At 47.6% G+C, this 22,685-nt stretch carries 18 protein-coding genes; 4 read left to right on the top strand and 14 right to left on the bottom strand.

Annotated elements, in window-relative coordinates; all coding sequences use genetic code 11:
• Window positions 1–4: 4 nt before the first annotated feature.
• On the bottom strand, window positions 5–1,795 hold the full coding sequence (locus C170_RS20965) for an L-fucose isomerase (RefSeq protein WP_036613787.1): 1,791 nt from the start codon (window positions 1,793–1,795) through the stop codon (window positions 5–7).
• Between the two features lie 412 nt (window positions 1,796–2,207).
• On the opposite strand from C170_RS20965, the gene C170_RS20960 reads away from it, so the two are divergent.
• Window positions 2,208–3,224, top strand: coding sequence for a LacI family DNA-binding transcriptional regulator (locus tag C170_RS20960; protein WP_036613786.1), 1,017 nt, complete (start codon window positions 2,208–2,210; stop codon window positions 3,222–3,224).
• A 228-nt stretch (window positions 3,225–3,452) separates the two neighbouring features.
• On the opposite strand, the gene C170_RS20955 is transcribed toward C170_RS20960, so the two are convergent.
• The 3 genes from C170_RS20955 to C170_RS20945 are packed head-to-tail and all read right to left on the bottom strand — an operon-like array spanning window position 3,453 to window position 6,140.
• Window positions 3,453–4,346, bottom strand: coding sequence for an NAD-dependent epimerase/dehydratase family protein (locus C170_RS20955; RefSeq protein ID WP_036613785.1), 894 nt, complete (start codon window positions 4,344–4,346; stop codon window positions 3,453–3,455).
• A 21-nt stretch (window positions 4,347–4,367) separates the two neighbouring features.
• Window positions 4,368–5,129, bottom strand: a complete 762-nt coding sequence (locus C170_RS20950) for an SAM-dependent methyltransferase (protein ID WP_081746007.1) — start codon at window positions 5,127–5,129, stop codon at window positions 4,368–4,370.
• Between the two features lie 30 nt (window positions 5,130–5,159).
• On the bottom strand, window positions 5,160–6,140 hold the full coding sequence (locus C170_RS20945) for a Gfo/Idh/MocA family protein (protein ID WP_036613784.1): 981 nt from the start codon (window positions 6,138–6,140) through the stop codon (window positions 5,160–5,162).
• 190 nt (window positions 6,141–6,330) lie between these two features.
• Between C170_RS20945 and C170_RS20940 the strand changes: the two genes are divergently transcribed.
• Together C170_RS20940 and C170_RS20935 are read left to right on the top strand one after the other, a co-directional pair.
• On the top strand, window positions 6,331–6,915 hold the full coding sequence (locus tag C170_RS20940; protein ID WP_200868514.1) for a bifunctional transcriptional activator/DNA repair enzyme AdaA: 585 nt from the start codon (window positions 6,331–6,333) through the stop codon (window positions 6,913–6,915).
• Entirely contained in the window at window positions 6,912–7,730 is an 819-nt protein-coding gene (locus tag C170_RS20935; protein ID WP_036613783.1) for an SPL family radical SAM protein, read from the top strand. Before C170_RS20940 ends, C170_RS20935 begins: the two co-directional genes overlap by 4 nt.
• A gap of 168 nt (window positions 7,731–7,898) precedes the next feature.
• On the opposite strand, the gene C170_RS20930 is transcribed toward C170_RS20935, so the two are convergent.
• From C170_RS20930 to C170_RS20905, 6 genes are all read right to left on the bottom strand, one after another.
• Complete coding sequence (locus tag C170_RS20930; RefSeq protein WP_036613782.1) at window positions 7,899–9,005, bottom strand: Gfo/Idh/MocA family protein; 1,107 nt, start codon at window positions 9,003–9,005, stop codon at window positions 7,899–7,901.
• A 96-nt stretch (window positions 9,006–9,101) separates the two neighbouring features.
• A complete protein-coding gene (locus C170_RS20925; protein ID WP_036613781.1) occupies window positions 9,102–9,827 on the bottom strand; it encodes a ThuA domain-containing protein in 726 nt (241 codons plus the stop codon).
• A 69-nt stretch (window positions 9,828–9,896) separates the two neighbouring features.
• Window positions 9,897–11,069: a Gfo/Idh/MocA family protein gene (locus tag C170_RS20920; RefSeq protein ID WP_036613779.1), complete on the bottom strand. Its 1,173-nt coding sequence runs from the start codon at window positions 11,067–11,069 to the stop codon at window positions 9,897–9,899.
• 54 nt (window positions 11,070–11,123) lie between these two features.
• Window positions 11,124–12,173, bottom strand: a complete 1,050-nt coding sequence (locus C170_RS20915; RefSeq protein WP_036613777.1) for a LacI family DNA-binding transcriptional regulator — start codon at window positions 12,171–12,173, stop codon at window positions 11,124–11,126.
• 279 nt (window positions 12,174–12,452) lie between these two features.
• Window positions 12,453–13,535: a class II fructose-bisphosphatase gene (gene glpX / locus C170_RS20910; protein ID WP_036613775.1), complete on the bottom strand. Its 1,083-nt coding sequence runs from the start codon at window positions 13,533–13,535 to the stop codon at window positions 12,453–12,455.
• A 690-nt stretch (window positions 13,536–14,225) separates the two neighbouring features.
• A complete protein-coding gene (locus C170_RS20905; RefSeq protein WP_036613772.1) occupies window positions 14,226–14,744 on the bottom strand; it encodes a GNAT family N-acetyltransferase in 519 nt (172 codons plus the stop codon).
• Window positions 14,745–14,867: 123 nt separating this feature from the next.
• Here C170_RS20905 and C170_RS20900 point away from each other — a divergent pair, with 123 nt between their 5' ends.
• Window positions 14,868–15,512: a YczE/YyaS/YitT family protein gene (locus C170_RS20900; protein WP_036613993.1), complete on the top strand. Its 645-nt coding sequence runs from the start codon at window positions 14,868–14,870 to the stop codon at window positions 15,510–15,512.
• 82 nt (window positions 15,513–15,594) lie between these two features.
• On the opposite strand, the gene C170_RS20895 is transcribed toward C170_RS20900, so the two are convergent.
• The 4 genes from C170_RS20895 to C170_RS20880 form a co-directional block, all read right to left on the bottom strand.
• A complete protein-coding gene (locus tag C170_RS20895) occupies window positions 15,595–18,174 on the bottom strand; it encodes a X2-like carbohydrate binding domain-containing protein (RefSeq protein WP_036613770.1) in 2,580 nt (859 codons plus the stop codon).
• A 363-nt stretch (window positions 18,175–18,537) separates the two neighbouring features.
• Window positions 18,538–19,056, bottom strand: a complete 519-nt coding sequence (locus C170_RS20890; protein WP_036613768.1) for a (2Fe-2S)-binding protein — start codon at window positions 19,054–19,056, stop codon at window positions 18,538–18,540.
• Window positions 19,053–21,494 (bottom strand): molybdopterin cofactor-binding domain-containing protein, encoded by a 2,442-nt coding sequence (locus C170_RS20885; protein WP_036613767.1) that lies wholly within the window; start codon window positions 21,492–21,494, stop codon window positions 19,053–19,055. The genes C170_RS20890 and C170_RS20885 overlap by 4 nt, the downstream gene beginning before the upstream one ends.
• 33 nt (window positions 21,495–21,527) lie before the next feature.
• Entirely contained in the window at window positions 21,528–22,442 is a 915-nt protein-coding gene (locus C170_RS20880; RefSeq protein WP_036613766.1) for an FAD binding domain-containing protein, read from the bottom strand.
• Window positions 22,443–22,685 lie beyond the last annotated feature (243 nt).

Raw genomic sequence — 22,685 nt, 5'->3', positions numbered from 1 at the left:
TATTTTAACGATACAACGGGCCAAACACACTGCAAGCACGGTAGTCTGCACTCTCCGGCTCACTTGTGCCGAACAATCCCCATGCACGCGGACGGAAAATTTCTGTTTCAGGTACATTATGCATATTTACCGGAATACGAAGCATGGAAGCGAGAGTAATCAGATCTGCACCAATATGTCCGTATGAGATGGAGCCATGGTTGGCGCCCCATTGATTCATGACCTCGTATACGGAAGTAAACGCTCCCGATCCGGTTAGAACAGGAGCAAACCAGGTGGATGGCCAGGTTGGGTCTGTCCGCTGATCCAGCGTATCATGCACATCTTCAGGCAGATCGACCGTGTAACCCTGAGCGATTTGCAGCACTGGTCCCAGTCCTTTAACCAGATTCAGACGTGTCATCGTTACAGGCATGCCACCTTTGGTCAGAAAATCCGCTGAATAGCCGCCCCCGCGGAAATACTCTACGGATGCCGGTCTCCACGATGTTGCTTTTAGGCAGTCCTGAACTTCCTCATCTGTAATTTCCCAGAATGGCTTGAGTACAGGCTTACCATCTCTGGACTGTTGCCCAGTGCCATCCAAGGCTGCCGAACCAGAGTTGATCAGATGCAGAATTCCATCCTTTGCATTTCCTTCCAACTGGTGTCCCGTCACACGTTGTACTGAATCCGGACTCCAATACGTACGCACATCAGCAAAGATCTGTGCCGTATGTGTCAGCAGCGAACCGAACAACATGGACACGCCATTCAGGCTGTCATTCTCCGTTGCAACCAGATAAGGCGCACGTTTGCCATTCCAGTCAAAGGAAGAGTTTAATATCGACTCCAGAAAATCTCCGTTAGGTGAATGGTCCGTCCACTGCCGTTGTCCCTGGAAGCCGGATACAATAGCGTGGTGACCCATCGATTCCTCTGTAAACCCAAGCTCTGCCAATCTTGGGTTGCCCGCCATCAAGTCACGCACGATTTGGGTCATTTTCACAACGGTTTCCCATTCGTACTCTTTGCGTTTGCGATCCGTTTGCAGATGGGCAGCGTTGTTGTCCGGACCTTCGTTACAATTCTCCTTCACCCAGGCCAGTGCGAGCTTATACTCCTCAGGATCGTAGATTTCTTCTTCAATACGACGAGTGAGTTCGCTCATATCCACATATTCGTTGCGCATGCCCAGGTACTCCTGGAAAAATGAATCGTTCACAATCGAACCTGCAATCCCCATGGATACTGATCCAATAGACAGATAGGCTTGCCCTTTCAAGGTCGCAGCTGCAAGACCCGCACGGCTGAACCGGAGCAATTTCTCACGCACGTCCTCGGGAATCGTTGTATCTCCGCCGTCCTGCACATCTTCTCCATAGATCCCAAAGGCAGGAATTCCCTTCTGTGCATGGGCAGAGAGTACCGCTGCCAGATATACTGCACCCGGACGTTCAGTTCCGTTAAAACCCCAGATGGCTGTAGGAATGGATGGTGACATATCCATCGTTTCCGTACCATAACACCAGCATGGTGTCACGGTGATCGTTACGCCAACGTTCGAACGGCTGAACAATTTTGATGCTGCGGCCGCCTCGGCTACCCCGCCAATACAGGTCTCAGCCACAACACACTCCACTGCGGACCCGTCAGGATAACGTAGTTCTGCTGCAAGCAACTCGGCAACAGATGTCGCCATCCGCATCGTTTGTTCTTCCAGTGACTCCCGAACGCCTTTTCGTCTTCCATCAATCGTGGGACGAATACCAATCTTGGGGAAAGCCTGCTTATAACGATAATCCTGATGTGTCATACTGGAATGTCCTCCTTCAATTCGTTTCATAGGATTTGGGTTTAATTGAGAAACCTTCTGTCTGATCCATATGCATTGATTGGAATGAGATAATGACGGAAATACAACCGATACCCGAGTGGCACACAAGAGCTACATACACAGATTATCAAGAGCCTTATTTTAGTTTGAATACGTTTACATATTTAAAAAATAACAATAAACCACTTCATTAATTAGCTATGTATGTAGTTCCTCTATTCAAGAAAATGGAACGTGCATGAGCGAATTCAACGAAATGGTTTATGTAGTAAAGACGTTCAGAAACCTGTTAGGGTTATCGGTAACCCTAACATAGCATGAGCCTATCTTGCTGTCAATTGGCATTATCCTATAGAATGGTAAGACTATGTTGCGGAAAGGTTAGATTCTAATGATTACCATTTACGATATTGCCAAAAAAGCCAACGTCTCCGCCATGACGGTCTCCAAGGTCATTAATCATACAGGCCGTATAAGTTCCGCGACACGTGAACGTGTGCAACAGGTGATCGACGAACTGGGTTACATCCCGAACTCCAATGCACGCAGCCTTGTGCTTCAACGAACCCAGATGCTCTCCCTGCTTATTACGGATATTACCAACCCTTTTTATACAACACTGGCGCGTGGTGCTGAAGATGCAGCCCATCTTCGTGGGTACCGTCTTTTATTCGGCAATAGTGACGAGGATTACAAAAAGGAAAAGGATTATGTAGATGCGATTCTGTCTACTCGTGTGGATGGTGTACTCTTTGCCCCAGCGGGAGATCGTTCTCTCCAACATCTGAAACAGCTGCAGGAACGTCACATTCCGTTTGTCTTTCTGGACCGCACCGTACCTGGCATTACGTCAGATATCATTGCTGGAGATAGCCGGGAAGGCGCGATTGCTCTGATCCGATATCTGGTGCAATTGGGGCACCAGCGCATTGCACTGGTCAATGGTTCTTCGGAGGTTTCTACCGCCAGACTGCGGGAGGAAGGTTATATAGCGGGTTTACGAGAGGCCGGAGCTGATATTGATCCCGAGCTTGTGCTTCGAACCGGGTACCGGGATTTCAGTGATGTAGAGGGACTCGATCGACTACTCTCTCAACCAAATCAACCAACAGCCATTTTTGCAGCCAACAACATGCTGGCGATTGGGGTCATTCGGCTTTTGCGCAAACGGGGACTACGTGTACCAGAAGACATTTCTGTTGTGTGTTTCGACGATCTGGATCTGGCTTCTGCCTTCGACCCTTTCCTGACTGTAGCTGCACAGCCAGCATATGAATTTGGGTTTCAGGGTGTACAGATGCTGATTGACCGAATTGAGGGTAAGTCCCCTTCCGAAGCCCAAACCCTCATTCTACCGTCAGAACTGCGCATACGGGCTTCAGCTACTGCTCCACGTGAGCAAAAATAGAGTTAAGCGCGTGAGTTGACTAAATATTATCGTGTAATGATTAGTCCCACTTATCTGGATTAGGTCCCGTTCAAATTCGAAAAATGTACAACATAAACAGGGTGCAGCGGAGATTACGCTCTGGTTGCACCCTGTTTGATGTTCATTCGTTAGAATGACCCGTTCGTCCGAACTGGTTGGTTAGACAGGTTCATTCAGTTTCATTTCAGTTCCATCCGAGCCGATATTCTACCGCTCCGACTGTAATGCAAGAGCGACCTCACGAACGAGTCCCGGGAACCAGTCCATCAGAGGTTCGAACGTATATCCCGCTTGTTCAGCTTTGGTCGTCTCCATCGTCCATGATTGCTCAATTCCGAAGGGTGACATGTCCTCTTTCACCGTTTCCGTGAGGATCTGGGACTGCATGCCCGTGACCGTCTCGATCAGATGTATCATGGCTGACAGCGTAATCGCACCCTTGGAAGCTGCATTCACCGGACCGGTAATGGACGAATGTCCAAGCCAAGCGAGAAATCTTGCCGCTTCGGTGGAATTGATAAATCCAATCTCCGCATCCGGATTTGGCATACCGATCGGTTTTCCTTTTTGCACATGTTCAATATGAAAATGAAGTCTTCTCGTATAATCATCAATCCCGAGTACAATGGGAATGCGCATCGCCACAACCGGGAAATCAGCTTCCTGGAAAAATACAGCCTCCGCAAGCCGTTTGCCTTCTCCATACGAAAAATCCTCTGCACTTCCATACTGCAATGGATATGTATACGGGTCAAAATCCGTTTCCTTAAATCCAGGTCTGGGATCACCGTACACCGAGAGTGTGGATGTCAGAACGTATCTTTTGGTGCGCCCTGCAAAAGATTCACATGCCGCTTTCGCCGCATCTGGGGAATAACAGATATTATCGTACACAACATCCCACATGTCTGTCTGCGCAACCTCTGCCAGAGATTCCGGGTCTTCACGATCCATCTTGATTCGGTTTACTTCGGGTCCGAAGTCAACATCCGTTTTACCACGAGTTGCGACTGTGATCTGAGACTTCCCTTCCCACAGCAAGTGATCCACAAGACGTTTGCCAAAAAAACGTGTACCCCCAAGTATAAGTACTTTATTCATCCAAAAAACCTCCTATCATGTTCAATTATGTTTAACAATTTGAAGCATGGTGTGAGCATTCCGTTGAAACTCATATGAAGTTGGTTCTTCGGATACCGTGCACCCACGCTCTTCGAGTATTAATTTTAAAGCATCCATGTGTTTGTAACGTTCACCAGACAGATCCACTGTTGGAAAAATGCGAACCTCTTGTTTGGTCACGCGCAGCAACTCCATTATGGTTGCAACATGAAAATCAACATCCAATCGATCCGCATAAGTAAACAGGAAATGGGCGGATAACGTCAGATCGAATTGTTCATCTGCAAAGGGTAGATCCGGGAGCACAGACGCCACATAACTGTCAGGAAACATTCTCATATCTGCGATGCAATCTGTGATGGCACGAGTTCGTTCTTCCTTTAACCCCTGGATTGATCCAAATTGATCCCACACATATATCCCTTGCACGGGTTCCATCTGTTTCATCGTATGCTCAATGTCCTGAAATCCCTTTACTTCAAGCTCGTCGATCTCGTATTCGTAGGCAATATCCACGGCCACGGGATCAGCACCCAACTTGCGCGCCTGGCTACTGAACGAACATGCTCCACCTGGACAATCCAGAATAGACTTGCCATTAATCTCGTCCACCGTCAGGTTGAACATCTTCATATATTCTTCGAAGGTTCTTCCTATGAAAACGATCTGTTTCAGTTCCAAACCTCCAGAATCATTGGACTGCTGATCTTCTCTACTGTTCTTCTGCACTTCTTTACTGTTGCTCTGCTCATCTCTGCTCATCTCGTCTCAGCTTCCTTTCCTGCGCTTGAATCAATCGTTGGGGAACACAAGCCCAATCTGCTTCCGAATCTGATCCATGACTTGCATCGTCACATAAGAGCGTTCATACGTGTTCATGTCAGACTCTTTTTGGCCCTGCTCAACCAGATTCACGAACTCCTCCACTTCATAATACATCGCCGGATGGTTTTGTTCGACTGTGAGCTGCTCCACCGTACCGTCATTGTAACGTATCTCTGCATGTTCCGGTGAGCCAATCTTGTCAATGATGATGCTGCCCAGCTCACCCATGATTTCGCTTGGTAGATGAGAGTTGGAGATTTTGGAGTATGTAACGACCGCATCCATCCCATCATAGTCCAGCAGCACACTACCTTGTCCATCCACGCCAGATTCCAGCATCATCGCTTGGGATTGAACCCGGTTAGGTGCACCGAACAACGTAATCAATGGATAGAGACAATACACACCGAGATCCATTAACGCCCCATTAGCGAGTTCAGGCTTGAACGCGTTCAGGACAATCCCCTCTTTGTACTTGTCGTAACGCGAAGAATACTGAGAGTATCCTGCTACGTATTTGCGGACAGGACCGATTTTATGCAGGCTCTTCTGCACCATTTTGAACTGGGGAACAAGGGTCGATTTCATCGCTTCCATGAGCAGAACCTCGTGTTCTCGTGCTGTATCGATCATGCTCCGAACTTCGGCGCTATTTGCAGCCAGAGGTTTCTCGCACAATACATGTTTACCGTTTCTCAGAAAAAGCTCAGCCTGCTCTGCATGAACCGTATTTGGTGTTGCAATGTAGACTGCATCAATCACATCACTTGCCGCCAACTCTTCCAGATCGGTGAATCGGTGTTCAACATCATATTTATCTGCGAATGCATTAGCCTTATCTTCAGTTCTGGAATACACAGCGGTTAATTTGAATCCTTCAACCTGTGCTGCGGCTTCAAGAAGCCTTTCTGTAATCCAGTTGGTACCCACTACGCCAAAACGAACCATGCTTACCTACCTCTTTCATCTATAAATTTCATTTGAGATATAAACCACTTCCATCCTGTATATTGTAGCTCATATTTCGTTCAGATTGAAGGAAGGGGCCATATCCCCAAATATTGATATCTTGCTTTTTAAGTTAGAACTTCGTCAATCCCTTCGAATCAAGGGTATAATTAGAGATGAGGTGATCACCGTGGAAAGTCGAGATCAAGATCGCATACTGCCCGAATCTATAGATGAAAAATACTGGCACGCCATCATCCACAACGATAATTCTTATGATGGAACGTTCTTTTACGGTGTGCAGACAACGGGTATCTTTTGCCGACCTTCCTGTAAGTCCAGAGCACCCAAAGCTGAAAATGTGCTGATATTTCAACATGTTGAAGAAGCATTGGCACGAAAGTTCAGACCCTGCAAACGTTGTAAACCTACAGGCGAGCGGGTACCTGATCAGGAGTGGATATACGGGATCACGGATTACATCGAACATCATTACGCCGAACCTCTAACCTTGGATGTCCTTGCCACTGTAAGTCATGGCAGTCCTTATCATCTGCATCGTGTGTTCAAGCGGATTACAGGCCGCACACCGGTTCAATATATTCAGGATAAACGAATTACCGAAGCCCGGAAGTTGCTTGAACATACCGGACTTACCGTCACCGATATTGGCCGCCATGTCGGTATACCTAACTCAGCTTATTTCATTACTGTATTTCGCAAACACACAGGTCTCACACCTGCACACTACCGCGAAAGGCATGAGAACTTATGAAGACAAATCTTACTTACAAAGTACCCAAAACGTTACTCAACAAGGGGACAGGGTTCCTTAATGGCTATACACATACACTGAATCCTTACACAGGCTGCGCCTTCGGTTGTTCTTATTGTTATGTCAGACAGATGCCTGTCTCCCTATTTCGTAAAGAGGATTGGGGGAGCTGGGTGGATGTAAAACAAGAGGCCTCCCGGGTGTTCGCCAAAGAGTTGCAGCGTGCCCAGACCAAAGGGAAAGTCACTCTGTTCATGTCATCCAGTACCGACCCGTATCAACCCGCCGAATACAAGGAGTGTATCACGCGTTCATTGCTTGAAACCATGTTACAGCATCCACCCGATTTTGTATTAGTCCAGACCCGCAGTCCACTCGTTACCCGGGATATAGATCTGTTACAACAGTTAGGTGACCGGGTTCGGGTCAGTATGACGGTGGAGACAGATCTGGACGATATGCGGAAGCATTTCAGTCCTTCCGCTCCCCCAATTGCAGGCCGATTACGTGCACTGGAACAGTTGCGGGATGCCGGAATACCAACGCAGGTTGCGATTGCTCCCGTATTACCCAGCAGTGAACAGTTTGCTGCCATCTTGAGACCTCTGGTTCAGCGTGTATGCATTGACGATTATTTCATGGGTGATGGCAGCGAGGGCAAGCGAACCCGGCGACTCGGCATGGAGTCGCTCTATCAGCAAGTGGGGATGGAGCATTGGTATCATCCAGATGCGTATCAGACTGTAGTTCAGCGGATGAAAGACTATTTTGCCGAGGATGAGATCTGGATCAGTCAGGCGGGATTTGAGCCCTAAATGGATATATAAGTTGGACTAAAGAATATTTACACTGGACACTCCAATGACAGAACAACATTCCGATCGCTGTTATTCCCAGATTTTTTTGATTTAATAAAAAACAGCCCCTTTCCTTGTTCGAAAGAAAAGGGGCTGTTTATCATGATATAAGTCATAATGGCTATCTTATTTATCCAATGTATACAATGGCAGATCCACCGGCAATGCAGCCGGGCGCTGACACGAGCTTTTCATCTGGTAGAACGTCTGTTCATCTGATGAATCGTGGAATGCCCACATGGCCTCAAGTACGTGGTATGCCAGTTCCCCACTCGCACGGTGTGCACGTCCACTATGTGCTGCATAGGCCATATCTGCCACACCGATGCCGCGTGTATTTTCCTGATATCCTGGGAGGAGCGGAACTTCCGTCCATTCATGTTCACCCAGCAAGCGATAACGAACCGGACCACCAAAGGTGTTGGGGTCAGGTACCTGCAATGTACCGTGCGTGCCATATATCTCAATCGGTGGCAATGCACTTCCGCCAAATACGTCAAAACTTGTAATCAGTGTGCCAATGGCTCCCTGTTCAAACTGTAACAGACCGGTAACGTGAGTTGGAATTTCGACGGGAACCGTCTGACCTCTCTTTTTCTCACTCGTAATCGTCCGTTCTTCCATGGCTTTACCCGTCATGCCTGCAATTGACTTGATCGGGCCCATTAGTTGGACCAATGCGGTGAGGTAGTACGGACCCATGTCAAACATTGGCCCACCGCCTGACGCGTAATAAAACTCCGGATCTGGGTGCCAGTGCTCATGACCACGACTCATCATAAATGCGGTCGCCGCCACCGGCTTGCCGATTACCCCTTCCTCCACCAATTGAAGTGAAGTCTGGATGCCTGAACCAAAGAACGTTTCTGGTGCACAACCCACGAGCAATCCTTTACGCTTCGCTGTTTCGAGCACGGCCTGCCCTTCTTCACGGGTAACCGCGAGCGGTTTTTCTACATAAACATGTTTGCCAGATTCAAGCGCCCGCAAGCATACATTCGCATGAACGGAAGGAATCGTCAGGTTGATGATCAGCTCAATCTCGGGATCAGCCAAGATTTCGTCGACGCTGTATACGTTAGGCACGTTATAGGCTGCTGCCTGCTCCTCGGCACGTTTCCGGTCGAGATCCGCAACAGCAACAAGTTCCAGCACCTCGAACCGGTTACAGTTTTCCATATAAATACCGCTGATTTTACCGCAGCCAATAATGCCTACTTTCATTGTTTTCATACCTGGGGCTCCCTTCGCCGTGGATCAGAAATGGTTTATCCATTGAGGATGAATGGTTAACACTGAAGTTACGTTTGCAATCCAACTACAATCTCATTAGTTCTGGTTGTCCGCCATACCTGTGTACACTTCGGTTGCTGAACTTACTCGACTCTTGGCAAGTTCTTTGCCTGCTGCTGTCCATTTGAACCCACTGCGCATCATTTCAGTCACGGGTTTCATGTCTACAATGTCTGCATGATGTCCCAGGGAGTTGTAGAATACCCGTCCTGCGCCCCAGCGTTTCGTCCAGACAACAGGCATATCTACGGGCCCATTCGCTGCATGCGGACCAGTTACCACTGGGAAACGAGTTGTTGCCAGCACTTCCACTGCCGGGTCTACGTGCAGGTAGTACTGTTCACTTTTCACCTGAAAATCTTCAATATGATCCAATAACGGGCTAGAGCCACGCTTCATGTTCACCATATACTCCACACCATCGTTACCTGGATGGGCAACCCATTGTCCACCCGTCATAAACTGCCAGTCTACGTTATTTCGGAAGGCATCACACATCCCGCCATGAAGACCAGCCAAGCCCACACCGCTCTGAACAGCCGCTGATACGTTATTGACGAGTTCTTGCTCAATCTGTCCCATTGTCCACAAAGGCACAATCAGATCCAGACCCAGCAGCTTCTCTGCATCCGCATAAGACTCCAACGTATTTGAGACCTCAACCTCAAACTGTTCTTCCTTCAAAATACGCTCAAAAATCGCTGCTACCTGCTCCGGTTCATGTCCATCCCAGCCGCCCCATACAATCAGTGCTTTACTCATCGTTTATTCACTCGCTTTCGCCTAGTTTTATGTGTTCAACCTTATTTCTGACGTCACTGTCTTGCTTGCTCACATCTCTTCAAGCGTCACCCATCGCCGTTCTGTTACCGAACGTTCTACCGCTTCCAGTACAGCCTGACAAGCGACCCCATCGTGGAAACTCGGTGATGGTTGGCGTCCTTCAGAGATCGCTGTCACCAGCTCCAGCATTTCATGGGTGAACGTGTGCTCAAATCCAATCGTATGTCCAGCAGGCCACCAAGCTTCAGCATATTTATGTGCCGGATCGGTTGCCAGTACACGGCGGAATCCCTGTACGTCCTCTTCATCCTTTGTGAAATACACTTCCAGTTCGTTCATCCGCTCAAAATCAAATCGTACACTGCCGAGACTGCCGTTAATCTCAAACGAGTTCGTACTGCGATGCCCCGCTGCAAAACGTGTAGCCTCGAAGCTGCCCAGCGCACCTCCTGCGAATCTTGCCAGGAACAACGTAGCGTCGTCGACGGTCACTTCTCCTTTCGGTGCATCCGCATTCGAACTGCCCTTTGCACTCAGCCCGGTCATCTCTGCTGCAAGTGGTCTTTCTTTGATGAAGGTTTCGCTCATGCCGATGACTTCCTGAAATTCACCAACAAGGAAACGAGCCAGATCGATTAAGTGCGCGCCCAGATCCCCATGGGAACCGGAGCCAGCCACTTCTTTTTGTAAACGCCATACCAGCGGGAACGAAGGATCCATGATCCAGTCCTGCAAGAAAAAAGCACGGAAATGATAGATCTTACCCAGTCGTCCGCTCTCCACCAGATCCTTCGCTAATTGCACCGCTGGTGAGAAACGGTAGTTGAACCCGACCATATGTGCGACTCCAGCATCCTCTGCTGCCTGAAGCATCTCGCGCGAATCTGCAAGCGACAGGGCCAGTGGTTTCTCACAAAACAGATGTTTGCCCTGACGAGCTGCTTCCAACGCAATTTCCTTATGGGCATCACTTGGCGCGTTAATATCAATCAGATCGATATCATCCCGCTTCACTAGTTCACGCCAATCAGTCACACTTTCGGACCAGCCGAACTGATTCGCCGCCTCTTGAACTCCTTGCTCGTTACGTCCACAGATCACAGACATCTCAGGCTGCAACGGAGCAGACGGGAAAAACATCGGCAGACTGCGATAGGCATTACTGTGGGCCTTCCCCATAAACTTGTATCCAACCATTCCGACACGAAGACGATTTGACATGATCATTTCCTCCTTTGGAATAATAAAAAGTCTTTCAATATGTGTACCAATAAACTATTGACGGATAGAAGAAGCACGGATAATCAGTTCGGTAGGCAACAACGCTCTCGCAGATTTGGGTACCGCTACAACAGAGTTATTCGCTTCATGTGTATCACCCACAGACCCATGCATAAGCTTCGATACTGCAAGTTCACCCATCTCAAAAAATGGAACCCTGACGCTGCTCAGCGGCGGAACCGCCATCTCGGCGGCATCGGAGTCGTCATAACCCACAAATGCAGGAAAATCCGCAGGCCCTATTCCCCGCTCACGTAAACCATGCATGACACCAATGGCCATCCGGTCATTGGCCGCAAATACAGCATCAATCTCATGTAGGCGATCTGCTACAATCGCTGCCGCCTCAATGCCACTTCTTCTACTATAATTCCCTTTAAGCAATAGACTCGGCTCCAGCTCCATACCTGCTTCTTGCAGGCCAAGACAAACGCCTTCCATTCGCTCCTGGCTGTTGGAATAGCTGTCTGGACCATTGAGAAAAGCGATTTTGCGATACCCCTGATCCGTAAGATGACGTATGGCAAGTCTGCTTCCTTCCACATGATCCGCATCCACTTCCGTGAACGATTGGCCCTCAAAATGCTGATTCATGACACAGAATGGGTGTCCTTCCTGATGAAGTTGCTGCATGGCCGCCAGTTCTTCATGATCATCTCTGGCACCAAGGATAATGCAGGCATCCACTTTCTGACGCCGGAACAGATCCGTATAATTCATCACTTCACCGGGTGTTCGGAACATAACCAACAGGTCCATGCTATTGTCTCTGGCTTTGCTACCAATCCCACTCAGCATTTCCGAGAAGAAATACGCCGAGAACAGATGCGCCTTCGGAACATAAGGTAATACCACGCCAAGGTTTCCGCTTTTACTTCTGGCAAAACTGCGAGCAAGCGCGCTGGGCACATAGCCTAACTGTTCGGAAGCTTCAAGAACCTTGCGGCGTGTCTCTTCTTTAATAGGACCTACCCCATTAAGCACCCGGGAGACCGTCGCCTCGGAAACACCCGCAAGATCAGCCACTTCTTTACGAGATGCCATGAATTTCACCCCCTTCTAGCTCACCTATTAATGATGTAATAATTAAAAATCGATATTTATGTACGCGCGTACATTTTCTCATGCCATGTAACCGTTGTCAATGCTTTTGACACAAAAAATAATGAGAGCTCGGGTTAATCCAAGCCCTCATTATTATCTTGCCAGAGATGGTACTTTCATTGAATCCGTGCCCTGTAATCTTAGGGGTTCAAGTTACTTATCAACCTTAAATACAACGATTTCAGTTGATCCTGTTTGTTCAATTATGGGGAGTGCAGCTCACAACGTCGTTGTAACGCCAAGATCAACGGAGGATTGACTAAACTCAGCTTGCTCCATCGTTTTCGCATGACTCGGAATGCGATCCGAGGGTTCTGGCGTGGATTGGAGCTGTCTTACTTTGTGCAACACTTCTTTGTTCGGCAGGAAGTGTTGGGAACGAATAAACCGAATTGTTTTGGTTTTGGCACGCATAACTATCGAATCCGTCTCGGCACGATCATCCGCAAGATATCGTACCCCTCCCAAGATCTCACCTGGCGTCACACCCGTTGCGGCAAAAATGACATCCTCCGTGCCGATCATATCCTGCATCGTTAACACTTTGTAGGGATTATCGATCCCCATCTGCAAGCAGCGCTGGAATTCGTCTGCGTTGGCAGGCATCAGACGACCTTGGATCTCACCCCCAAGGCAAGATAGCGCTGCGGCAGCCAGCACACCTTCTGGCGCTCCTCCAGATCCGACATACAGATCAATGCCCGCCTCCGGGAAGGCCGGTGCCATCGCACCCGCAACATCACCGTCACTGAGAAACTTGATCCGTACGCCAACCTTGCGTAGCGTCTTGATGGTACTCTCGTGTCGCACACGATCCAGAATCATCACAGTGAGGTCCGAGATGTTTTTGTTCAATGCAGCAGCGGCTTTCTCCAGTGTGACTTCAACCGGGTCTTCAATGCTGACCTTGCCTACAAGCGCAGGCCCTACCGCCAGTTTCTCCATATACATGTCCGGTGCGTGGAGCAGGTTACCTTTTCCCGCCACTGCAATAACCGATAGAGCGTTGTTTAGTCCTTTGGCCACGATTTCTGTACCTTCGAGCGGGTCTACAGCCACGTCAACCTCAGGCCCCTCAGCGTTGCCTACTTCCTCGCCGATGTACAACATGGGTGCTTCATCCATTTCTCCTTCACCGATTACCACCGTGCCGCGAATGGACACGGAATCGAACATGGCGCGCATGGCCAAAGTAGCCGCTTCATCTGCACTGTTCTTGTCGCCTCGTCCCATCCAAGGTGCTGAAGCTAACGCAGCCAATTCTGTTACTCTGACAATTTCCAACGCCAGTTCGCGTTCCATTTTTCCCACTTCCTTTCCAATTTCCAAAAGCATAACGTGAAAGCGGTACTAAATCCATCGCAAATCCATATGAAATTGATCTATAATCAGCGTAGTAGCGCCTTCTTAACAATATATACCTTATTTATCCAATTAATATATTGATCGATTTCGCTCCTTTTTCCGGCTGGTTTTAAGAGTCCAATCCTCCTGATTTCTTACTTGAAATATTAATTTTAATTTCCATTTCCCGCTCTAAAACTAAATAATTCAACATGGTGGATTAACACGTCCGTTTCATGTACAAAAAGTTCTTTTAACATGAGGTATATACAACTTATATTCTGATTATTAAGACTTAACGTTATCTAACAGACTACGAACGAAAACGATTTTCGGCTGACTGTCCAAACGTAGAAATAAACTAATAAATTGTGTTGATGATCCTTGAGATCAGCCTGTTGCCTTCACGATTATTGAGCAAAATATTACTGCTAATTATGTATTAATCAGGCCTTTAACTTTTGCTAAAGCCATAGATGCAGCTTATGAAGGTCATCGAAAATAATTAGTTTACATAATATTTGTTATGTATTAAACTTTGTCAATTTCTTCATTTTTTTATTCAACGGTTCTGGTAAAACATAAAAAAGCCCGAAAGAATTCTGCTCAATAGCATTTTTCTCCCAAGCTTTTCCCTCGATGATCCAGTTACAGTATCGTTTTGGTCATTATAAAATCAATCTGTTCCTCATCTCCCATGTAAAACGCATGGGCTCCTGTCTGTACAAACCCCATCTTTTCATAAAATGCGATGGCATTTTCATTTTTCTCCCACACGCCTAACCAAATATTCGTTTTGTGATGTTCTTTTGCCATCTCTATGGCTTTATGAAGCAGCACTTTACCCAGGCCATGTTTTTGGAACTCTTTTTTGATGTATACCCGCTCGATCTCAAGAGATTCCACACCCATCTTCTCAGACTGAGCATCATTGATATTTACCTTCATGTACCCTGCCACTTTGTGGTTGACATAAATAAAAAGAAATTGTGAATCCGCAATGGACAGTTCAGTTTCTAATTGCACCCTATTAAATGCCTTTTCCAGATAAGCTTTCATATTTTCGGGTGAATTTTGCCCTTTAAACGTTTCATTAAACGTCTCATAACTAATCTCCTGCAGTTTACATACATGTTCAATGGTACATATCTCTATACGAATCGTCATCTATATTCACATTCCTTTAACAAGTTAATCGTTTGTTGCAAATGCACTAAAAAAGAGTTACATTGAATTTAGCTCAATTTTGTTGTATTTGCAACATAATATTGAAAAAGAGGTTGAATGAATTTGAAATATGTACTTTTTGTCGCAGGTATTCTCATCTTAACACTTGGCATCTCCCTTACCATCCAATCTGAACTGGGCACCTCACCGTTTGATGCACTTCTGGTAGGGCTATCACATCATCTAGGGCTAAGTGTTGGTAGCTGGGAGGTCATCATTGCTTTCCTATTAATTGGATGTAATTCGCTTTTGAAGCAGCAAAAACCCGAGTTTCTGGGGCTCGTCACCGCATTCATTACTGGTGTGGGGATTGATATCTGGCTTTATGTATCTGATTCCTTGATCACACCCGAAGTTTGGTACAGCAAATTAATGACTTTTGTCATTGGTTTAGTGATCATAAGTATCGGCACGGCGATTTATTTACAGACCAATTTTGCACCCATTCCGATTGACCGCTTAACATTAATCTTGCATGAAATCACTCAAACTCCCTTATTTGTATCGAGAACGTTCATTTACCTTGTATTTTTAATTCTGGCGTTTCTGCTCAGTGGGCCAATCGGGCTTGGAACGTTGATAACCGTATGTTGTGCAGGTGTACTTCTTCAATTCATCATGGGCCATACGAAAAAGATAATAGATCGCATATTAACAGACATGGATACATCGTCACATACTACAAGTGAAAAAGAACATTCCGTTTAATCGGTGTACGCCGTCTACACCATAAAAAGGCTGGATCAGAGGTTCAATCCCTGATTCAGCCCATTAAACGTGCTATCTACCTTTACGGCTCAATTCCCCATACCAGCTGACCGTTCACATACCCGGTAACCTTATCATGGTTCGCGAACTGACTACCGGTTGCCTTGAACGAGTAATCGTTAGTCTGAGTGTAATTCGACCAATTGTTTTTGGAAAAGCGTGTTTGAATCTCTGCGCTCTGGCCCGCATTCAGTGATCCCGCCGCACTTGTAAAACCCACTTCCAGATAATGATCCGCTCCGGCAACTGGAGTCGCCAGTTTAACGAAATTGCTCGTTACATTTGCACTGCCCATACTGGCCCAGTCGGACCAGAAACTCTGAGGTTCCTCCCCGTCAATTGTATAGTAATACCGGAGTTTTACATCACTCAACGGAATAGCCATATTGCCTGAGTTGATCAATTTGAACTTGGGTGAGACGCCGTTGGTGGATGCACTTGTATTGCCGTTAAAAGATTGAATCGTCAAATCCCCCGCTGGCACAGTAACCGTACTATCTACGACGTTCACCGTTAGCACAGCGTCATTTCCTCCATTGAAGTGAAAGGTTAATACGTTCTGGCCCAGGGGAAGCGTCGCAAGATAGGATTTGTTCAGAACAACAGCAGAGCTGGACGCTGTATAATTCTGACCTGATACAAGAGTAGCATTTCCCTTCGTGATGCTTGTAAGCTGACGGCCGTTTAAGGTGAGAGATACGGTAATATCCTGTGCTGAATTCGTCGCTTTATCAAATGTTGCATTCACAGGAGAGATCACAGCATTTGTACTCGGTGTTGAATCCACAATTTTGACTTTTAACACAGGGTCCTGACCTTGATTAAAATCCAGAACAATCGAATGCTCACCAACTGGCAGGGTTGCCAGATAAGCTTTTTTCAACAGCAATGTGCTTCCGTTCATGGTATAATCTGTCGTTGCGGTCAACGCATTGTTGCCTGCCCGGAGAGCAGTTAGCGTATTGCCGTTTGCATTCACGGTTACGGTTTTATCGCTTTGATTGGGTGTGTATTTGTCAAATTCAACGTTTCCAGGTGTGATGGATGCACTGGGATTGGGATTGTTAACCTTTAGATTTGGCAGCTCATCCAACGTAATGACATAATCACTTTGATAAAGCGTTTTCAATGTTGCCGGATAATTAAAAGCAGAACTCATCAGATGCTCGCCATACCAAGGACAGAAGTACAGCCATCCTGATTTCTCCTCTGTCAGATTTTTCACGCTTGGAATCGTGTCGTTCTCCGTCATGGCTACCATTTTCGTACCGTTCGTCAACTCAACAAGCTTATAGAAAATCGAGGTAATCGCATCTTCATTCGGTACGCCGGACAAACCGTCATAACGGTTGTAGATCGTATTGTATTTATCATATCCGACAAGATCTACCTGATCATCTCCCGGATACCATGCAGGAGAAGTGCTGTATACGTAGCTGTTGTAGGTCCAGATCAGATTGTGCAAGCCATACGTCTCGGTCAATTCGGTATATAGCAGATCCCATAGCTCTTTGTACACTTCTGCACCTGCCGAAGCCCACCAAAACCATGCACCTTCCCCGTTCAGCCCGCCGTTACCTTCTGCTTCATGATACGGACGGAAAAGCACTGGCACATCGTTATCTTGCAAAATCAGCAATTGTTCTGCCAGATCCTCGATGGTCATCATCACGTATTGATACTCTTTGGTACCGGGAATTACCGCATTGGCTGTATTAAAATTCGTTTCTGTTGGCTTGTAGGTCGCCTCTTTCCAATCCACAAAGTCCCCAAGCTCATACGTATTGAAATTACGAGGCACATTGATATGCCAGGAAGCTGTTGCAATACCTTCACGGTTATTCACCCAATCAATCATACGATCGGTTGTACCGTCCTCCCAACCATACAACGGATTATAGTTCATCAGATCAAAGCCACGGATTGCCGGATACTTTCCGGTCAGATCATGAATCCACTCGAATTCAAGCTCTGTATCTCCGTCATTCCCTCCTCCATAGATCTCTTGCTGACCAGAGATGATGTTGTTTCCGTAGACCTCCGTTAAATAATTCATCAAAATTTGAGTTTCTGGTGTAGCTTCTGGATCAGTCAGAACTGGCTGAACATTCAGGGGATCCAGATCAGCATGATCCACTGTAAAAGTATCAAAATACGCGAAGCCCCAGCCAGCCTTCAGCTCAATCGTGTTGGCACCCTGATTCAACTTGTGAAAGCCAAAATCGAAGTCTGACCATGTTGTCGTGTAAGGCAACATGTACGCACCTTTCGTAACACCATTTACGATTAAATTTTGTGACCTGCCATCTGCACTGAGCTCCTGCATATATCGTGTGGAGATCGCGTACATGCCGGTTTCCGGGACAGTTACTGTGAAGGTTAATGTGCCAGAGTTCTGCATCCAGACAAATCCGGCCCCTGAGAATCCGGGCTTGGGTTGCCCATAGATTGAAGTAACCACTTGAAGATCCGGGGTGAGCTGCGCATCTTCGCTTTCGATGGTGAACAATGGTGTGTCTGCATGAACGGGCGCTGTCATTAATCCAAGCAGTAGGACCAATGCCAGCATCATTGCGGTTGCCTTTTTGAGCAAATTTTTCATCAATTCCATCTTCCTTCCCAAGTGAAATATGATAATGAAATGTCAATGAACCCATTCATGATGGCGCTTTCATTTTAAACATAGCATGCACACCAATATTTGTAAATATATGGTGAATGAGAATGTTTGAAATTCTTTTGTACCAGTACTTTGAACATTATATTTCCTTTCTCTCATCCGATTTGATAATTGACGAAAACGGTTCATAATCTAATCAATTTAGCGTATGAAACTTCATCTCACATTAGATGTGCACTTGAAAGAAAAACTGATAAACAACAAAAAAAAGCATTCCTATTCGGATGCTTTTTCACGTATGTTTCTTCAATTGCCCTTGCTTATGTCTGCGTCCTGCGTCCCGCCTCAACTTACGGTTTCCTCGGTAGACGTTTCTTTTACCACACAGCGTTCCCCTGCCTTGCGTACCGCCCGAATAATGCCACCGTAGCCGGTACAACGACACAGATTCCCGCACAATCCTGTTTCAATCTGTTCTTGAGAAGGCTCAGGATGTGCATCCAGTAATGCCTTGGTTGAGATCACCATGCCCGGAGTGCAGTAGCCGCACTGAAAGCCACCTTCCTCCACAAAAGCCTGTTGAATTGGATGCAGAGCGCCTTTCTCCTCGCCGTGCAGACCTTCAATGGTCATAATGTCACTGCCTTCACATTGATAAGCCATGACAAGACAGGAATTCACAGGTTCTCCATCCATCAGAACCATACATGCGCCGCAGCGACCAACTTCGCAGGATACTTTGGTACCCGTTAGTTGCAAATGAGTCCGAAGCACATCGACAAGTCGGGTCGTTTGCGCGATCTCCAGATGTTTCTGTTCGCCATTCACAACGGCTGTCCAGTTGTTTTCAAGTGGTTTACTCATGATGGACTCACTCCTTCCTGCAAAGGTACATTTAAAGGTCTGACCAGTTGTTCCCTCGGTACAGGAAGACGGTTAACCCATACGCCTGTCGCCTGGTGAATTGCAGCTGTTATGGCCGGCGCAAGCGCAACGGAGCCTATCTCACCGATCCCCCTAGGACCAAACGCATCACCTTCGGGTAAGTCTTCAATAGCCTCAACCTCCAGATTGGTATGAATATCCTGAATGGTTGGGATCAGATACGTGTCGAGGTTCGTGGTTACATAACGGCTGTCCTGCATGACCGCATCCTCCGTTAACGTGAATCCAAGCGCCATGACACTGCCACCTTCAATCTGTCCGATATAACCCATAGGGTTGATAACTGGACCTGCCGCAACAACATGGCGCGTATCAAGAAGCTTGGTTTCTCCAGTCAAAGTATTTACTTCCACCTCTGCCGCAACCGCCGCATACGTATACAAATAATGCCCGCCTACCACGTTGTCTGGCGTAGTTGGGTAATCAAACTTTGTATCAAAAATCCATTCATCGGCTTCGCCCTGCGTCGCGAGTTCGGCATACGAGATCACTAAGCCTGATGAAACTCCCTCTTTCGCCTGGTATGCAGATGCGCCTAAATAACTTTCAGCAGTTTGATCAATTCCAGTCCCTACCGCAACGATATCAGCCACTTTAGTTCTTTCATCCTTTTCTAGTTTTCCTGCTTCTGAAGTTTCGGCAGGAAGCTGGCCTTTGCGCCATATACCACCAGGTCCTGTTAACAGTTCATCTGCCGGAACGCCTGACATTTCAGACGCGACAGCGAGAACACGGGAACGAAATGGAGTCTGCAAGCGTTGAAGAGCCATCCATGCCATCGTTGTTGAACGTGAAGCTGTACTTGATCCGCTGTGGGGCACACGATCCGTATCGCCGATGATAATACTGAGATCCGATGTACTGCATTGGAACAGATCACATAACATAATTTCCAGCGTTGCAATGAGCCCCTGACCAAATTCCTCGTAGCTGAACGCCACCTCAATCTTGCCTTCGTTGTTCAGGGACAGGCGGCCTCCGGCAGGGTCCGGAATGCCGTAACCCAGCCCTGCACCATGCATGGCGATGGCTGCTCCGACTCCGCGTTTGATCCACGGCGGTAGAGTAGGATCTGCCGGGGGACTCTGATGTTTTTGCCACAGTTCGGAGCGATCCAATGCCTCCCATACTTGGGACAGTCCATCCGTAACCAGAATGCGTTGATTCAGTGGTCCAGGATCATTCTTTTCCCTCATATTACGTCTGCGGAACTCCCAAGGGTCCATGTTCATGATTGCTGCAAGTCGATCCATCTGGCCTTCCATGGCAAAAATCGCCTGATTCCCGCCAAATCCGCGAAACTCACCTGACAGCCCGTTATTCGTATATACAGATACACCTTCCACATCCACATTTGGAATGGCGTAGGGTCCAAGGCAATGCTCGGTACAGAAGTTCAGCACGGGTGCGCCAAGCGTGGCGTACGCTCCGGTATCTGCTGTAATGCGGACACGGTGCGCCTGTATGATGCCTTCTCGACTCATGCCAGTTTGCATTTCAATCTTCATTGGGTGCCGTTTCAGCCCTGCACGTACGGATTCTTTACGAGAATTATGCATTTTCACAGGACGTCCGCATCTCAAGGCCAGCAATGCACCATAGGGCTGTACGTTTAGTTCATCTTTTCCGCCAAACGAACCACCAATCGGTGAAGACACCACCCGGATATCTTCTTCAGAGCAACCAATAATGCGCGCAAGTTGCATCCGGTCTTTATAACCGTGTTGCGTTGCCGCGTATACATTCAGCCTTCCCTCTTCATCCGGGACAAACAGGCCACCTTCTGTCTCCATGTACGCATGCATCTGACGAGGCGTATAATACGTCTCAGTCACGATATGATCACACGTGGCAAAGGCTTGCTCAGCATCTCCACGTTTAATCTCCGTCCGATGAAGCACATTACCTGGTCCATGCTCATGCAGCTCTGGTGCGCCTGGAGCCAAGGCAGCGTCTGTACTATTCAGAGGTGTGAGTTCCTCATACACTACACGGATCGCATCCAGTGCAAGCGCCGCACGTTCCGGGGAATCCGCAGCAACCGCTGCAATGGCGTCACCGACATAACGTACAATATCCTCGCAGAACACAGGCTGATCCGGGGTCGCTATGCCAAAACGATTCAGACCAGGCACATCTTTGGAGGTCAAAACCGCATAGACACCTTCCAACGCCTCAGCTTCCGAAGTATCTATAGACAGTATACGAGCATGAGGATATTCGCTTCGCAATACTCTGCCATGAATCATGTCAGGTAGCGTCATATCCGTCAGATATTGAAGCTGGCCTGTTACTTTGGGTGCCCCATCTGGCCGCAGGTGCCAGCGTTTCCCGCTCTGTTTCCGATTCAGCAGCATGATGCCTCTCCTCCTTTGCTTGATCGAAGTTTTCTATTCGTGAAGTGCCTCCCATAGCCCGGCGCCAAGCATATTGCCTGCGGTCTGTTTGCGATATTGTTCTGTTGCAAATGCATCGCCAAACGTTGTAAACTCGTCAGCCACAGCAGTTGCGAGAGTCGCCGCTTGCATGACAGAAGCTTCGCTACCAAGAAGCTGTTGTTCTGACTCCAGAAGTCGCATCGCCATGCCCGAGCCTCCACCAGCCGCAATCGCAATCTTGGTCCAGCGGTTATCCAAATCAATCTCACCGTATAACGCAACCGTCACCAGCGACGCACTGAACGTCTCCCGTCGACCCAACTTGCGGTAAAAGGAAACTTCTCGTGCAGCAGGCTTGTGCCCTTTGTCCACATCAAGCAGAGAGGACGATCTCATCGGGATATGAATCGAGATTAATACATCCCCTGGATTACGGCTGCCATCCTTTCCACCCTGAAGCCAGGAAGACACACTGCGGATCTCAATGCCGCTATCCGTCAACCAGTGCAGCTTCGCATCATATACAAGCAAAGCAGGCAGCGTATCCCCTACTCCGGACACAATATTCCCGCCAATGGTTGCCACATTACGAATGGAAGGGGCCGCAATTGCATTCACCGCTTCTTGCAGGATCGGCAGTTGATGCAGCAACGCTTGTGCAGCACATTCCTTTAATCGGGTCATTGCTCCAATGACAATCTCATCTCCAAGAATAGATATACCGCTCATTTCAGGAATACGAGCCAGGCTTATCATGTGTTCAGGCGCTGGAACCAAGCCGCCCTCCCATTGGGTTCGCAGCAATGTTCCGCCCGCCGTAAAACAACATATCCCCTTGAGTCTACTTCTTAACGCTTGGAGTTCTTGCAGGTTCTCAGGCTGCCATACCGATGGCAATGCTCCAGAACCGTATGCCGGTGTGACCATCGCTGCATCCCCTTTCTCTCTCTTCCTTGGGCAGGAAATTCAACCGTCTGATCCAGATAATTCTTCAAATCATATGAGAGATAAGCAGCAACGTCAATTACCTTCACATCGTTTTGGATAAATGTATAAAACCTGCGTTCTAATTGTGCTTGATGCATTATGATCTATCAAAAGCTAACATGAAGTCTCTTTCACCATACGTGAAAAGAAGACAAACAGGCCAACCAGACTGCCTGGCTGACC

The sequence above is a fragment of the Paenibacillus sp. FSL H7-689 genome (assembly GCF_000517905.1).
Classification (GTDB): domain Bacteria; phylum Bacillota; class Bacilli; order Paenibacillales; family Paenibacillaceae; genus Paenibacillus; species Paenibacillus amylolyticus.
Note: the sequence above shows the minus strand (reverse complement) of the source record. Positions and strands in the feature narration are given on the sequence as shown.